The 15,496-nt window shown below is 56.5% G+C and carries 13 protein-coding genes; 9 read left to right on the top strand and 4 right to left on the bottom strand.

Annotated features, from left to right (window positions below; genetic code table 11):
- Positions 1–74: 74 nt before the first annotated feature.
- The 3 genes from pldB to ACWKXT_RS20960 all read left to right on the top strand — a co-directional run bounded on the left by pldB (position 75) and on the right by ACWKXT_RS20960 (position 2,881).
- The gene (gene pldB, locus ACWKXT_RS20970) at positions 75–1,067 is read left to right on the top strand and encodes a lysophospholipase L2 (RefSeq protein WP_454529425.1); all 993 of its coding nucleotides are present in this window, start codon (positions 75–77) and stop codon (positions 1,065–1,067) included.
- 31 nt (positions 1,068–1,098) lie between these two features.
- Entirely contained in the window at positions 1,099–1,899 is an 801-nt protein-coding gene (gene yigL / locus ACWKXT_RS20965) for a sugar/pyridoxal phosphate phosphatase YigL (RefSeq protein ID WP_454529424.1), read from the top strand.
- 82 nt (positions 1,900–1,981) lie between these two features.
- Positions 1,982–2,881 (top strand): carboxylate/amino acid/amine transporter, encoded by a 900-nt coding sequence (locus ACWKXT_RS20960; RefSeq protein ID WP_454529423.1) that lies wholly within the window; start codon positions 1,982–1,984, stop codon positions 2,879–2,881.
- Here the strand turns inward: ACWKXT_RS20960 and metR are convergent.
- Entirely contained in the window at positions 2,769–3,722 is a 954-nt protein-coding gene (gene metR / locus ACWKXT_RS20955) for an HTH-type transcriptional regulator MetR (RefSeq protein ID WP_454533337.1), read from the bottom strand. The two genes, ACWKXT_RS20960 and metR, sit on opposite strands and share 113 nt — an antisense overlap.
- Positions 3,723–3,838: 116 nt before the next feature.
- Between metR and metE the strand changes: the two genes are divergently transcribed.
- On the top strand, positions 3,839–6,100 hold the full coding sequence (gene metE, locus ACWKXT_RS20950) for a 5-methyltetrahydropteroyltriglutamate--homocysteine S-methyltransferase (protein ID WP_454533336.1): 2,262 nt from the start codon (positions 3,839–3,841) through the stop codon (positions 6,098–6,100).
- A gap of 32 nt (positions 6,101–6,132) precedes the next feature.
- On the opposite strand, the gene ACWKXT_RS20945 is transcribed toward metE, so the two are convergent.
- The 3 genes from ACWKXT_RS20945 to ACWKXT_RS20935 are packed head-to-tail and all read right to left on the bottom strand — an operon-like array spanning position 6,133 to position 9,670.
- Positions 6,133–7,215, bottom strand: coding sequence for an ABC transporter ATP-binding protein (locus tag ACWKXT_RS20945; protein ID WP_454533335.1), 1,083 nt, complete (start codon positions 7,213–7,215; stop codon positions 6,133–6,135).
- Entirely contained in the window at positions 7,212–8,600 is a 1,389-nt protein-coding gene (locus tag ACWKXT_RS20940) for a phosphomannomutase CpsG (RefSeq protein WP_454533334.1), read from the bottom strand. The genes ACWKXT_RS20945 and ACWKXT_RS20940 overlap by 4 nt, the downstream gene beginning before the upstream one ends.
- Positions 8,601–8,629: 29 nt before the next feature.
- The gene (locus ACWKXT_RS20935) at positions 8,630–9,670 is read right to left on the bottom strand and encodes a LacI family DNA-binding transcriptional regulator (protein WP_454533333.1); all 1,041 of its coding nucleotides are present in this window, start codon (positions 9,668–9,670) and stop codon (positions 8,630–8,632) included.
- A gap of 186 nt (positions 9,671–9,856) precedes the next feature.
- On the opposite strand from ACWKXT_RS20935, the gene ACWKXT_RS20930 reads away from it, so the two are divergent.
- Genes ACWKXT_RS20930 through ACWKXT_RS20910 form a run of 5 tightly spaced genes read left to right on the top strand, consistent with a single transcriptional unit; the run spans position 9,857 to position 15,485 of the window.
- Complete coding sequence (locus ACWKXT_RS20930) at positions 9,857–11,146, top strand: ABC transporter substrate-binding protein (protein ID WP_454529417.1); 1,290 nt, start codon at positions 9,857–9,859, stop codon at positions 11,144–11,146.
- Between the two features lie 8 nt (positions 11,147–11,154).
- Positions 11,155–12,021, top strand: a complete 867-nt coding sequence (locus tag ACWKXT_RS20925; RefSeq protein ID WP_454529416.1) for a carbohydrate ABC transporter permease — start codon at positions 11,155–11,157, stop codon at positions 12,019–12,021.
- Complete coding sequence (locus tag ACWKXT_RS20920; RefSeq protein ID WP_214592351.1) at positions 12,022–12,849, top strand: carbohydrate ABC transporter permease; 828 nt, start codon at positions 12,022–12,024, stop codon at positions 12,847–12,849.
- A 10-nt stretch (positions 12,850–12,859) separates the two neighbouring features.
- Positions 12,860–14,443 carry an alpha-glucosidase gene (locus tag ACWKXT_RS20915; RefSeq protein ID WP_454529415.1) on the top strand — a complete coding sequence of 528 codons (1,584 nt, stop codon included), beginning with the start codon at positions 12,860–12,862 and terminating at the stop codon, positions 14,441–14,443.
- Complete coding sequence (locus ACWKXT_RS20910) at positions 14,427–15,485, top strand: glycoside hydrolase family 130 protein (RefSeq protein ID WP_454533332.1); 1,059 nt, start codon at positions 14,427–14,429, stop codon at positions 15,483–15,485. The genes ACWKXT_RS20915 and ACWKXT_RS20910 overlap by 17 nt, the downstream gene beginning before the upstream one ends.
- Positions 15,486–15,496: the final 11 nt, after the last annotated feature.

Here is a 15,496-nt window from a genome sequence, read left to right as displayed (position 1 = left end):
ACGCTATTATTGCGTCATTTTGTGACCGGTGACGAAAAAAACGATATTCCCTGGATTACGTGAGTGGATACCCAATGTTTCAGCAGAAAAAGGACTGGGAAACACGAGAAAACGCTTTTGCTGCTTTCTCTATGGGGCCGCTGACCGATTTCTGGCGGCAGCGTGAGGAAGATGAGTTTACGGGCGTCGGGGGCATCCCGGTGCGCTTCGTTCGTTTCCGCAATGAAAAAAATGACCGGGTGATTGTCGTCTGCCCCGGACGTATCGAAAGCTACGTTAAATATGCCGAACTGGCCTACGACCTGGTCCATTTGGGCTTCGACGTGCTGATCATCGACCACCGTGGACAGGGGTTGTCCGGTCGTATGCTGCCGGATACGCACCGTGGACACGTGGATCACTTCAGCGATTACGTCGACGATTTTGCCGCGTTCTGGCAGCAGGAAGTGCAGCCTGGCCCCTGGCGCAAGCGGTACATCCTTGCGCACTCCATGGGCGGCGCCATTTCGACGCTGTTTTTGCAGCGGTATGAGCACCAGTGCGACGCCATTGCGCTGACCGCGCCGATGTACGGTATTGTCATTCGTTTTCCCGACTGGATGGTGCGCCATCTTCTCGACTGGGCTGAGGGCCATCAGCGCATCCGTGAAGGCTATGCCATCGGAACCGGACGCTGGCGCGCATTGCCGTTCGCCATCAACGTTCTGACCCACAGTCGGCAGCGCTATCGCCGCAACCTGCGCTTTTATGCCGATGAACCGCGCTTGCGCGTCGGCGGCCCGACCTGGCACTGGGTGCGGGAGGGCATTCTGGCCGGAGAGCAGGTGCTGGCGGGCGTAGGCGATGATGACACGCCGACGCTTCTGATTCAGGCGGAGGAAGAGCGTGTGGTGGATAACCGCATGCATGACCGCTATTGTGAACTGCGCGCTGCAGCCGGTCACCCTTGTGAAGGGGGTAAACCGCTGGTCATCAACGGCGCGTACCATGAGATCCTTTTTGAAAAGGACGCTATGCGCTCAGTCGCGCTCAACGCCATTGTTGAATTTTTCAACAGGCATAATTGATTATTGTTTTCCACCAGAGGTTGAAATCCCTATGTACCAGGTTGTTGCATCTGATTTAGATGGCACGCTGCTTTCCCCTGACCACACCCTGTCGCCTTACGCGAAAGAGACCTTAAAACTCCTCACTGCCCGTGGCGTGAACTTTGTGTTCGCCACCGGCCGCCACCACGTGGACGTGGGGCAGATCCGCGATAATCTGGAGATCAAGTCGTACATGATCACCTCCAACGGTGCACGCGTTCACGACACGGATGGCAACCTGATCTTCACCCACAACCTGGATCGCGATATTGCCGCCGATCTCTTCGGCGTGGTGCATAACAACCCGGCTATCGTCACCAACGTATACCGCGACGACGAATGGTTTATGAACCGCCACCGCCCGGAAGAGATGCGCTTCTTCAAGGAAGCCGTATTCCAGTACTCACTGTACGAGCCGGGTCTGCTGGAGCCGGAAGGGATCAGTAAGGTGTTCTTCACCTGTGTCAATCATGAGGAATTGCTGCCGCTGGAGCAGGCGATTAACGCCCGCTGGGGCGACCGCGTGAATGTGAGCTTCTCCACGCTGACCTGTCTGGAAGTGATGGCGGGCGGCGTCTCCAAAGGTCATGCGCTGGAAGCGGTAGCAAAACGTCTGGGCTTTGAGTTGAAAGACTGCATCGCCTTCGGCGACGGCATGAACGATGCCGAGATGCTCTCCATGGCGGGCAAAGGCTGCATCATGGAAAACGCACACCAGCGCCTGAAGGATCTGCACCCGGAGCTGGAAGTGATCGGCACCAACGCAGACAACGCGGTACCGAAGTATCTGCGCAAACTGTTCCTTGAATAATCTTCATTCGATTATTTATTGCTCAGTTGTCAACTGAAGAGTTCGCTACAATGCCTCTCCTTCTTTCTGAGAGACAAGCATTGTGGCGCTACTCATTATCACCACTATCCTGTGGGCCTTCTCCTTTAGCCTGATTGGCGAATACCTTGCCGGTGCGGTCGACAGCTACTTCTCGGTGCTGATGCGCGTGGGGCTGGCGGCGCTGGTGTTCCTGCCGTTTCTGCGCGCGCGCGGGCAATCGCTGAAAACGATCCTGCTGTATATGCTGGTAGGCGCGATGCAGCTCGGCATCATGTATCTGTTCAGCTTCCGGGCTTACGTCTACTTGTCCGTCTCGGAATTTCTGCTGTTCACCGTGCTGACGCCGCTCTACATCACGCTGATTTACGACCTGCTCAGCAAGCGCCGTCTGCGCTGGGGATACCTGCTGAGTGCCGCGCTGGCGGTGGTGGGGGCGGCGATCATTCGCTACGACAAGGTGAGCGATCACTTCTGGACCGGGCTGATGTTCGTCCAGCTTGCCAACATCAGTTTCGCCATCGGCATGGTGGGCTACAAGCGCCTGATGGAAACCCGCCCGATGCCGCAACACAACGCGTTTGCGTGGTTCTACATGGGGGCCGCGATTGTCGCGGTGGCGGCGTGGTTTATGCTCGGCAACCCGCAAAAGCTGCCGACCACCTCTGTACAGTGGGGCGTTCTGGTGTGGCTGGGCGTGGTGGCGTCAGGGCTGGGCTACTTTATGTGGAACTACGGCGCTACGCAGGTAGACGCCGGGACGCTGGGGATCATGAACAACGTGCATGTACCGGCGGGGTTGCTGGTGAACCTCGCCATCTGGCAGGAACAGCCGCACTGGCCGAGCTTCCTTATTGGGGGAGCGGTGATCCTGGCTTCACTGTGGGTCCATCGCCGCTGGGTCGCTCCGCGCTCCGCACAAACGGAAGATGGTCGCACGCGTGATTCCGCGCTGAGCGAATAAACGCTTCCGTAATCGGCTGACGCTGCTCGCCATCGCGCACGGCAGCGTACAGTCGGCTCCACAGTCCTTCCCCCAGGGTTTTGGTGACGACCAGGCCCTGGCGCTCAAAACTTTCCACCACCCAGTGCGGCAGCGCAGCAATACCCATACTGGCCGCCACCATCTGAATCAACAGCAGGGTGTTATCCACGCTTTTCAGCTGCGGGCTAATGCCTGCTGGTTGCAGGAAGTGACGCCAGATATCCAGGCGGCTGCGCTGGACCGGGTAAATCAGCAGTGTTTCCGTCGCCAGGTCTTCCGGCGTGATGCGCGTTTTGGCGGCCAGCGGATGATCCGGCGCCAGCACCAGGCGCACTTCAAAATCAAACATCGGCGAATAGTGCAGGCCGCTGCGTGGCAGTATGTCAGAGGTCATCACCAGATCCAGCTCGCCCTGCTGCAGCGACGGCTGCGGGTCAAAGGTCACGCCGGATTTGAAGTCCATCTCCACCTGCGGCCACTTCTGGCGAAAGTTCTCAAGCGCGGGGGTCAGCCACTGAATACAGCTGTGGCACTCAATGGCGATGCGCAGTTTCGTCTGCTGCGGCTCGTTACAGGACTGCAGCGCGCTGGCGATCTGCGGCAGTACCTGATTCGCCAGCTGCAGCAGAATTTCCCCCTGCGGCGTAAAGCGCAGAGGCTGGCTCTTACGCACAAAAAGACGGAAGCCGAGGCGTTGCTCCAGATCGCTGAACTGGTGAGAAAGGGCGGACTGCGTCTGGTGCAGCGTGGCCGCAGCCGCCGCGAGCGAACCGCAGTTCCGCAACGCTTGTAGCGTTTTCAGGTGTTTAATCTCGATCATGAAAGTCCTTCACTTCGCCATGAACATTTTGCGCTTGAGGAATATACAGTACCTGCCAATTATAGAAGTGTAAACATCTGGACGTCTAAATAACGAATTTCTATAAGGGGTATGCCATGACAATCCGCACTCACACTCTCGGTTTTCCTCGTGTTGGTCTGCGTCGCGAGCTGAAAAAAGCGCAAGAAAGCTACTGGGCGGGTAACGCCACCCGTGAAGAGCTGCTGGCGGTAGGGCGCGAGTTGCGTGCCCGTCACTGGGAGCAGCAAAAGCAGGCGGGCATTGACCTGCTGCCGGTGGGCGATTTCGCCTGGTACGACCATGTTCTGACGACCAGCCTGCTGCTGGGCAACGTGCCGGCTCGTCATCAGAACAAAGATGGATCGGTAGATATCGATACCCTGTTCCGCATCGGCCGTGGCCGTGCGCCAACGGGTGAGCCAGCGGCAGCGGCGGAAATGACCAAGTGGTTTAACACTAACTATCATTATATGGTGCCGGAGTTCGTGAAAGGTCAGCAGTTTACGCTGACCTGGACGCAGCTACTGGATGAGGTGGACGAAGCGCTGGCGCTGGGCCACCAGGTGAAGCCCGTATTGCTGGGGCCGGTAACCTACCTGTGGTTGGGTAAAGTGAAGGGCGAGCAGTTCGACCGCCTCAGCCTGCTGAACGATATTCTGCCGGTCTACAAACAGGTGCTGATTGAGCTGGGCAAGCGCGGCATTCAGTGGGTACAAATCGACGAACCCGCGCTGGTGCTGGAGCTGCCCCAGGTTTGGCTCGATGCCTTTAAACCGGCGTATGACGCGCTTACCGGTCAGGTGAAGCTGCTGCTGACCACCTATTTTGAAGGCGTGACGCCGAACCTGAAGACCATTACCGCGCTGCCGGTTCAGGGCCTGCACGTTGACCTGGTTCACGGTAAGGATGATGTGGCGGAGCTGCACAAGCGCCTGCCTGCAGACTGGCTGCTTTCTGCCGGACTGGTCAACGGCCGTAACGTCTGGCGTGCCGATCTCACCGAGAAATACGCACAAATCAAGGATATCGTCGGCAAACGTGAACTGTGGGTGGCCTCTTCCTGCTCGCTGCTGCACAGTCCGATCGATCTCAGCGTGGAGACCCGCCTCGACCCTGAAGTGAAAAGCTGGTTTGCCTTCGCCCTGCAAAAATGTGAAGAGCTGACGCTGCTGTGCGACGCGCTGAACAGCGGCGACACGGCGGCGATTACCGAATGGAGTGCCCCGATCCAGGCGCGTCGGCACTCGGCTCGCGTGCACAACCCGGCGGTAGAAAAACGTCTGGCGGCCATCACCGACCAGGACAGCCAGCGCCAGAGCCCGTATGAAGTGCGCGCCGAAGCGCAGCGCGCCCGCTTTAACCTGCCCGCATGGCCGACCACGACGATCGGCTCTTTCCCGCAGACGACGGAGATCCGCGGCCTGCGGCTGGACTTCAAAAAGGGCAATCTGGATGCGAATCACTACCGCACCGGTATCGCGGAACACATCAAGCAGGCGATTATCGAGCAGGAACGCCTGGGGCTGGACGTGCTGGTGCACGGCGAGGCCGAGCGTAACGACATGGTGGAATACTTTGGTGAGCACCTGGACGGCTTTGTCTTTACTCAGAACGGCTGGGTGCAGAGCTATGGCTCCCGCTGCGTGAAGCCGCCGGTGGTCATTGGCGACGTCAGCCGTCCGGAACCGATCACGGTTGAGTGGGCGAAGTATGCCCAGTCCCTGACCGACAAGCCGGTAAAAGGCATGCTGACCGGCCCGGTGACCATTCTTTGCTGGTCGTTCCCGCGTGAAGACGTGACCCGCGAGACCATTGCCAAACAGATTGCGCTGGCGCTGCGTGATGAAGTGGCGGATCTGGAAGCGGCGGGCATTGGTATTATCCAGATTGATGAACCGGCGCTGCGCGAGGGGTTGCCGCTGCGCCGCAGCGACTGGGATGCCTACCTGCAGTGGGGCGTGGAAGCGTTCCGCATCAACGCCGCGGTGGCGAAGGACGACACGCAGATCCACACCCACATGTGTTACTGCGAATTTAACGACATCATGGATTCGATTGCCGCGCTGGATGCTGACGTGATCACCATCGAGACCTCACGTTCAGACATGGAGCTGCTGGAGTCGTTCGAAGAGTTCGACTATCCGAACGAAATTGGGCCGGGCGTGTATGACATTCACTCTCCGAACGTCCCGAGCGTGGAGTGGATTGAATCGCTGTTGCAAAAAGCGGCCCAGCGCATCCCGGCGGAACGCCTGTGGGTGAACCCGGACTGCGGACTCAAAACCCGCGGCTGGCCGGAGACGCGCGCGGCGCTGGCGAATATGGTGAAGGCGGCGCAGAACTTGCGACAGGGATAAGTTTGCGCGTTTCTTGCCGCCTGATATTGCGCTCAGGCGGCATTTTCCGACAATGTTATCCGCTGACCTGCCGCGTCAAAGAGATGCAGATGAGCCTCCTGCACGGTGAGCGTAATGCGCTGTTGCGGGGGCAGACTCAATTGCTGGAAGGATTTCAGACACACGGCGTGCCCTGCTACGTCCAGCCACACCAGAGTGGAATCCCCTTGCAGTTCGCATAGCCGCGTTTTTCCGGCCAGACTAAAATCCCCCGGCTGCTGATAACGCAGGTGTTCAGGGCGGATTGCGACAAACACCTGCTCCCCCTCCTGAATGCCTGCGGGCTGCCGCGAAAGCGGAAAAACGGTATCAGAGTCGATATGCAATGCGCCCTGCTGCCAGACGGCGGGTAACATATTGATTTTTGGCGTCCCGATAAATTCAGCCACAAAGCGGTTCGCCGGGGCGTTGTATAACTCAAGCGGCGTACCCGTCTGCTCAATATTGCCTTTACACATCACCACGATACGGTCAGCCAGCGTCATCGCTTCGACCTGATCGTGCGTGACGTAAATCATGGTGTTTTTCAGGGTATTGTGGAGCTGCTGGATCTCCTGGCGCATTTCAACCCGCAGAGCGGCGTCCAGATTGGAGAGCGGTTCGTCAAAGAGGAATAGCGCGGGCTGCTGGACGATAGAACGACCTATCGCCACGCGCTGGCGCTGGCCGCCGGATAGCTGTTGCGGAAGCCTGTCGAGCAGCTCGTCCAGCCTGAGCATGGCGGCGGCATGAGAGATGCGCTGCGCAATGCAGGCCTCCGGGGTACGGATATTATGCAAGCCAAAAGCGAGGTTTTCCCGCACGGTCATATGCGGATAAAGGGCGTAGGACTGGAAAACCATCGACAGGCTTCGCTTACCCGCCGCCAGATGGGTGACATTCTCATCGCCCATCATCAGCATGCCGCTGTCGGGCGTCTCTAAACCCGCAATCATGCGCAGCAGCGTCGATTTCCCACACCCGGAGGGGCCAACGAGAACGATAAATTCTCCCGAGGCTATCTCCAGTGACAGATCCGCCACGATGACGTTTTTATCGTACTTTTTATGAATATGCCGTAATGACAGAGAGGTCATAACGTCTCCTTAGCCGCTTGCAGGGCAGAAATCAGCATCAAAACTTCATGGGTTTTATGGACAAGCAGGGCGGCATCTCCCCGCGCTTCAACGTTCAGGCGAACCAGCGGCTCGGTATTAGAGGCGCGCAGGTTAAAACGCCACTCTGCGAAGGCCAGGCTCAGGCCGTCACAGTCGTCGCGTCCGGCTGCGACGGGGGCATAGTGCGCGGCGACGTCATGGAGGAGGGCTACCGGGTCGTTGACGGTCAGGTTGATCTCGCCAGACACCGGATAGCGGGCCTGCGCGTGGCGCATCCATTGAGAGAGCGGCTGCGCGGCCGCGCCCAGGATCTGGAGCATCAGGATCAGCGGGATCATGCCGCTATCGCAGTAGTTAAAATCGCGAAAATAGTGATGACCACTCATCTCACCACCATAAATGGCGTCTTCCTTGCGCATCCGGGCTTTGATGAAGGCATGCCCGGTCTTACTGACGATTGCGGTACCGCCGCAGCGTGCGACCACGTCGAGCGAGTTCCAGATTAAGCGGGGGTCCAGAATGACGCGGCTGCCGGGATAGCGCCGCAGAAAATGTTCAGCAAACAGCCCCACCAGGTAATAGTTCTCAACGTAATTTCCGCACTCGTCGAAGAAAAAGCAGCGATCGAAATCTCCGTCCCAGGCGATGCCAGCATCAGCGTGATGTTCGATGACGGCCAGCCGGGTACTTTGTCGGTTTTCCGCCAGCATGGGGTTAGGTACGCCAGCGGGAAAGCGGCCATCTGGCTGGTGATGTATACGGATAAACTCGACCGGCACGCCCGCACGCTTCAGGCCCTCATCAAGGGCATCCAGCGCCGGACCGGCGGTGCCGTGCCCGGCGTTGACCACCAGGCGTAACATGCGTTTCGGGGGCGTAGTGAGAAATCGCAGCAGACAGTTCACCCAGGACGGGCGATTGTCGAAGGGAAAAACACTCCCACGGCGCACGCATGGTGGAAAGCGGTTTTGCTCTGCCAGCGCTTTGATCTCCAGCAGACCGTTGTCATTACTGATTGGGCGCGCCTCCAGACCGACCAGCTTAAAGCCGTTGTAATTCGCGGGATTGTGGCTTGCCGTCACCTGGATCCCTCCGTCTGCCCTCAATTCCCGGGTGGCGAAATAGACCTCTTCCGTACCGGTCATGCCCAGGTCGATGATATCGGCGCCGCCTGCGGTAAGCCCGTCGATCAGGGCCGTTTTTAGCGCCTCTGAACTGAGACGGACATCAGCCCCTACCACCACGCGCCGGGGATGCAGCCAGGCGGCATACGCCCGCCCGATGCGACGCGCAATGTCGGGCGTGAGATTGACGTCAACGTCGCCACGAATGTCATAAGTCTTAAAACACGTTAGTTCATCCATAGTTCACTCTTATCATAAGCAGGGTTATCTCATGCCGTATCACGCTCGATAAGCTGGTGTTCCAGCACAACGTGGGTGACAGGGCCATTGTTCATAAGCAGATCAACCGCAATTTCACCTTTACGCTCAGCGTTCTGCGCCACGGTGGTAAGACCCGGCCCGTTGAGCTGCCGGGCGGTATTGTCGAACCCGGTAATGGCGACCCGGCCGGGTATAGCAAGACGCTGCCGCTGGCAATAATTCACCGCACCGATGGCAAAACGATCGGATAAGCAGATCAGCGCCGTGATGTCCGGGTGTGCCGTCAGCAACGCTTCTGCTGCCTGTTCACCGTGAGGCTCATCGTGATGGGTCTCGCACAGCCAGCAGTTGCTGAGCGCGATACCGTACTGTTGAAACGCGTCACGGCAGGCATTCACGCGGGTCAGCATGAGGTGGTTATCGCCCGTTACGGGGTGCGTCAGAGGGCGTATCCCGCGCGCGTTCGGGTGAGAAGGGAAGGCAATAATGCCGAAATGGCGATGACCTTTTTGGATCAGACAGGTGGCGATATCACGCATGGCGCGCGTGTTATCCACCGACACGCTGCTGAACTGCGGAAGCTGAAAATCGAGCGTCACTACCGGCAGATTGCGGGCCAATGTCTGCTGAATAATGGCGGCGCTGTTATGCGTGGCGTTGAGAATATACCCGTCCACCAGGGTGGTGAGCGATGACGGCCCCTTTTGAAGCGGGATGAGAACCAGATTAATATTACGATCTTCGCAGCGGGTCGCGACGCCGCGCATCAGGCTGACGTCATGCGGATCGATAAAGACATAACTCATGGCATCGTTAAAGATGACGCCGATCGCGCCGGATTTTCCGGTGCGTAATGCCCGGGCGAGTTTATCCGGCCCCTGAAATCCCACCTGACGGGCGTGCCCGAGTATCCTTTCACGTAATTCAGCAGAGAGCTTTTCGGGGTTATTCCACGCGTTTGACACGGTGGTATGTGAAATACCCATCTCCGCTGCCAGCGATTTAATCGTCACCTTTTTATTATTTATTTTGCTAAATGATTTGGGCATTTAATATTCACGTAAATTATTTATGGGGCGTAATTAAAGAAATAATAGCGGCTGAGTTTATCGTTAAATATAAATAGTTTTGTGATTTGTTTAACGTTAAACATAAAAAAGGGGTGTTAGCTTACGCACCATTCACAGAGGGCAGCAGTAAGCGATTAACACTTATCGACATCAGGGAGATATAACGTGAGAGTTGCAGAAGCAGCGAAATTAATAGCATCGGTAATATTCCTCTTTTTTCTTACCGGCTGCGGGCCTGATGATAAAAAAGAGACGCAATCCGGGGCGCGCGAAAAAATCAAAATGTGGGTCACGCCCACCGTCAACGAAGAAGCATTCTGGAGTAAAATTGTTGCCGAATGGAATAAAGATCCCGCCCATATGCCCGTCGAATTTACCGCTATTCCTGCGGCAAACAGTTCAGAAGAAGCAATAATGAACGCGCTGGCATCCGGTACTGAGCCGGATATTTCTACCAATATATTTATTGGCTTTGCCAGCCAGCTTGTGGATGTCGGGCAGATAGAAGATTTATCCAAAATGCCGGGTTTTCAGGAAACGATTCAAAAACGGCAAATGGCTTCTCTGCTGCCCGCATGGGAATTAAACGGTAAACAAACGGTACTGCCGGTATATATCAACCCGGTTGTCTGGTGGTGGCGCGGTGATTTATTGAAGCGTTACGGCTTTGATCGGGTACCGGTTAGCTACGATGAGCTTTACGCGCTGGCGAAGCGTCGTGCGGCAGATAATCACGGCTACGTAATACAGCTTACGGCAGGTAAAAACTGGTGGGAGCGCTGGTTCGACTTCATCCCGCTGTTTTACGCCCAGAGCCAGGGCAAGCCGTATCTTATCGACAAAAAACCTGCGCTGACTACGCCTGCTGGCGAGGCTGTACTGACCTTCATGGCTAACGTGTTTAACAATAAGTGGAGCAGCTACGACTTCACCTCCGCCGAGGATCCGCTTGCCACGGGGCAGGTTATCGCCTCTGCGCGCGGGCCGTGGGATTTAGCCCGCTATCGCAAGCAGTATCCGGATATTTTAAAAACGATTCAGATCGGCCCGATGCTGACCGAGAAGGGCATTGAACACCCCTATACGTTCGGCGACAGTAAAGGTCTGGTGATCTTCAGTTCCAGCAAGCGGAAGGAGCAGGCCTGGCAGTTTATGAAGTGGGTCTTTAGCAACCCGGAGCATGACCGCCTGTGGCTTGAGTTGACGGGGATGCCGCCCGCGCGCGCGGATCTCATGAGTAATCCGATCTTTGTCAGTTACTTCAAACAAAATCCGCTTGAGAAACAGATTGCCTCCTGGGTGGACGTCGCTCTTCCGCCTGCGGCAACAAACCAGACGACAGAAGTCCAGCGCAGCATGACGCAGATGCTTGAGCGCGTGATCTTCAAAACCAGTACACCTGCCGACGCGCTGAAACAATCTCAGCAGGAAATCAACGCGCTTGCGGGCCAGTAGGGGGCATAATGGCTGGATATGAATCCCGAACCGGAGGCCTTCTGGCCTCCACCTGGATTGGCTATTCGCTGCTGTTCTGGTTTTACCCGCTTGCCTGGCTGGTGGTACTGAGCGTGACCCGCTGGCAGTTTATTGGCATGCCGCAATTTACGGGGTTGCAGAATATTATTGGCGTACTGCACGATTCGCTATTCTGGACATCCATGTGGAACATCTGCCGCTTTTTAATGTGGTATATCCCGATCGTATTTATTACCGCCCTGCTTTTTGCCGCCGGGTTACGCAGAATTAACTATGGCAGAGGGTTTATCGCTTTAAGTTTTTTGCTGGCAAATATCTCGTCTGGGGTGGCGTACTCGATTGTCTTTTCCCGCCTGTTTAATGAGTATGGCCCGATCAACCGCTTATTGTCGTCGTGGTTTGGGATTTCCGTGCCGTGGTTTACCAACCCTGACTGCGCGATGCTCTCTATTGCGCTTATTGTGACCTGGAAATTTGTCGGCTATTACGGGTTAATTCTCTATTCCGGCATGCAGGCTATCCCGGCAGATATTTACAGTGCGGCCATTCTCGATAAAACCGGGCGTTTTCAGAAAGGGTGGGCAATAACGCTACCGATGATGAATCCGCAAATTGTGATGGTTATGGTACTGGCTATTACGGTGGCGTTCAGTATTTTTACAGAGCCATATTTAATCACCGGCGGTGGGCCACTGAACAGTACCACCAGCCCCATGGTGGTGATGTACGAAGCCGCGTTTCAAAATATGAAGCCCACCTGGGCGGCTGCCATGTCGATTATTGTCGCTGCCTGTAGTTTTCTGATGATTTGGCTATTTCGTCGGTTATTCGAAAAGCACATTGAGATTGTCTGAATGAAAAAACTCACGCCCCTGAGCCTGCTAATTCATGCGCTGATGTTTATTCTGGCGTTAAGCTGGCTCTATCCGTTCGTCTGGATGGTGGTGTCATCCCTGAAGCCCACGGCGCAGATTTACACCACGGATCTCTTTTCGGGCACGCTGACGCTCGAAAATTACACCTTCCTTTTCGATAACAGCAACCGGGCAGATAAACCCTTTCTGCGCACGCTGTTTAACTCGCTTTTCGTCTCCGTCACCGTGACCGCGAGCGTGACTGTCACCTCCATGCTGGTGGGCTATGCGCTGGCAAAAACGGAATTCAGGGGCAAAAACGCTTTCCGTAATCTGTTGATTGTGCAGATGGTTTTCCCGGTGTTTATGTTCATCATTCCGCAGTTTGTGCTGATGCGTGAGCTAGGGCTGATCAACCGCTACAGTGCCATGATCCTGCCTTATGCGATGAGCGCCTGGGGGATCTTTATGGTATCCCAGAGCTTTAAGGGCACGCCCAACGATTACCTGTACGCCGCGCGTCTGGATCATGCCAGCCTGTGGGCCATTCTGCGTCACGTCATGATGCCGCTGAACAAGTCCATTCTGGCGATCGTGGCGTTATTTACCTTCTCAAGCTCATGGGACAACTTCCTCTGGCCGCTGATTGTCATGCGCGATGCCGACAAAATGCCGTTTTCGGTACTGCTGGCTACCTTCAGTAAATCCTACGGCGTTTATCTGGGGCCTGTGATGGCGGGGGCCGTGGTGCAAATGCTACCGGTCATCGTGCTGTTTATCCTGTTCCGGAAATATTTCCTTCAGGGCATGTCGTTATCACTGAAATAAGGAACGTACGGTGAATAAGCAACCCTGGTGGCAGGCCTGCACCTGCTACCAAATTTATCTGCCCTCGTTTTGCGATGGCAATGGCGACGGGCTGGGTGATTTCCCCGGCCTGCTTTCAAAAGTGGATTACCTGGGCGCGTTAGGTATCGGTGCCATCTGGATCACCCCGTTTTATCCCTCTCCTCTGGTGGATAACGGGTATGACATCAGCGATTACTGCGCCGTTGATCCACGGTTTGGCACGCTGGACGATTTTCGCGACGTCGTTCATCGCTGCCATGAAAAGGGGATCCGCGTCATTATCGATCTGGTGCTTAATCATGTCTCTTCGCAGCATCCGTGGTTTCAGGATGCCTGGAATAATCCCGCAAGCCGCTATCGGGACTATTTCATTTTCAGCGCCCATCCTAACAACTGGGAGTCCTTTTTTTCCGGCAGCGCCTGGAGCCCGGAGCCGGACACCGGCAGGTTCTACTACCATAAATTCGCGCCAGAGCAGGTGGATTTAAACTGGGCGAACCCCGCGGTAGAGCAGGAAATGTTTCAGGTGATTGATTTCTGGCAGGGGCTGGGCGTCGATGGCTTCCGCTTCGACGTGATTAACTTCCTCAGCACTCGCGGCATCGGGCCTGATAACCCGGAGAAAGCTGGCGTACAACAGCATGAACATGACGTGAATCAGCCAGGGCTTATCGGCACGCTGCAACGCCTGTGCCAGCATGCCAGGCAGCAATGTGATGTTTTCCTGATCGGCGAAATTGGCAGCGAGGAGAGGGAGATCCTGGCGCGTTATCAGGCTCCGTCGCTGATGGACGTGGTCTTTAACTTCAATATTGGCAGTCAGAAAACCTTCGATGCGGCACGCCTGTGCGACGAGATTAACGCCACGCTGGCGCGGCAGTCTGGTCTGCCGACGCTGTTCTTTTCCAGCCACGATATGCCGCGCATGATTAGCCGCTTCGGCGAAGGCCCGCACGACACCGCCCGGGCGTTGGCTGTCCTGGCGCTACAGCTAACCGTGCGCGGCGTGCCGTTTATTTTTCAGGGCGAGGAGTTGGGGATGCCTGACTACGTGCCGCAGACGGTCGCACAGATTTTTGATATTCAGGGAAAAACCTACTACGACACGGCCATGCGGCAGGGATGCAGTGCCGCCGACGCGCTGGCGCAGGCGATTGAGCATTCCCGGGATGGGTCCCGCGGCCCGTTCCTCTGGCGCGACGCCCCGTTTGCGGGTTTTTCCACCCGCACGCCGTGGATGCCCGTCAGCCAGGACTATCCCTTCCTCAATGCCGAACATCAGATATCGACGCCCGGATCGTTATGGCGTGAGTACCAGACCTTCATTGCGCTTCGTGCCGCCATCGGGGCGCTACAGCATGGAGAGTGCAGCCCACTGACACGCCATAAGGAGTGCGTCTGGTTCACCCGAACCACGCCGCAGGAGCAGGTCTGGGTGGCCGTGAATTTTGGCCAGCCGGTACAAAACCCCTTGTGGGCCATTGAAGCGGATGTCCTGTACGGGCAAAACGCGCCGCAGCTGGACAAAAATCAAATTCTGATAAAAAGGAGTGTATATGAAGAGACACGGTAATAATCCGTTGATCATCCCGAGCGACGTGGTGCCTTCTCTGCCAGGACGGAAAGTGGAGTGCGTCTTTAACGCCGGGGTAACGGAACATCATGGGGAGATTATCCTGCTGCTTCGGGTTGCCGAGAGCGTGATAAATGATGACCCACAGAAGATCGTCGTTCCGCTTCTGGTGCAGCAGCCTGGCGGCTGGCAGCCGGCGACAAAAACGTTTGACCGCAACGACCCGCGCTATGATTTTAGCGACCCGCGTACCATCGTGCTGAAAAGCGACCCGGCTCAGGTCTGGCTGACGTCGATGTCCCACCTGCGCCTGGCACGAAGCCGGGACGGAGTGAATTTCACTATTGATGAAACGCCTTTCATCACTGCCGACAGCCGCTATGAGGAGTTTGGCTGTGAAGATGCGCGCATTACCCTGATTGACGATGTCTGGTACATCAATTACTCCGCCGTGTCATCGTTGGGTATCTCCACCGCTCTGGCGACCACCGTTGATTTTGTCTCCGTCGAGAAGAAAGGGCTGATTTTCTGCCCTGATAACCGCGACGTCTGTTTCTTCCCGGAGAAGGTTGGCGGAACCTACCGGGCGCTTACCCGGCCTGCGCCCTGCCATTTCGGCCACCCGGAAATATGGATCTGCGAGTCACCCGATATGCTGCACTGGGGAAACCATCAGCATCTGTTGGGACGCTCGGGGGACGAATGGGATGCGCTTAAATCTGGTGGCGGTGCGCCGCTGATCAAGACCGCGCGCGGCTGGCTGGAAATTTATCACGGCGTGGACGCCAGCCTGCGTTACTGCCTGGGCGCTCTGCTTCTGGATCCTGAAGACCCGCTCACCCTCGTTGCCAAATCGACTGTGCCGCTGCTGGAGCCGAGTGCGCCCTATGAGCGTGAAGGCTTTTTCGGTAACGTCGTCTTTACCTGCGGGGCGCTGGTGCGTAATGACACGCTGCATATCTGGTATGGCGCGGCGGATGAGTGTATCGCGCTGGCCACGCTGCCGATGGACGATCTGTGGAAACATCTCGGCCTGAATTAAGGCCTGACGCA

It is taken from the genome of Enterobacter sp. UPMP701 (assembly GCF_053709515.1).
Note: the sequence above shows the minus strand (reverse complement) of the source record. Positions and strands in the feature narration are given on the sequence as shown.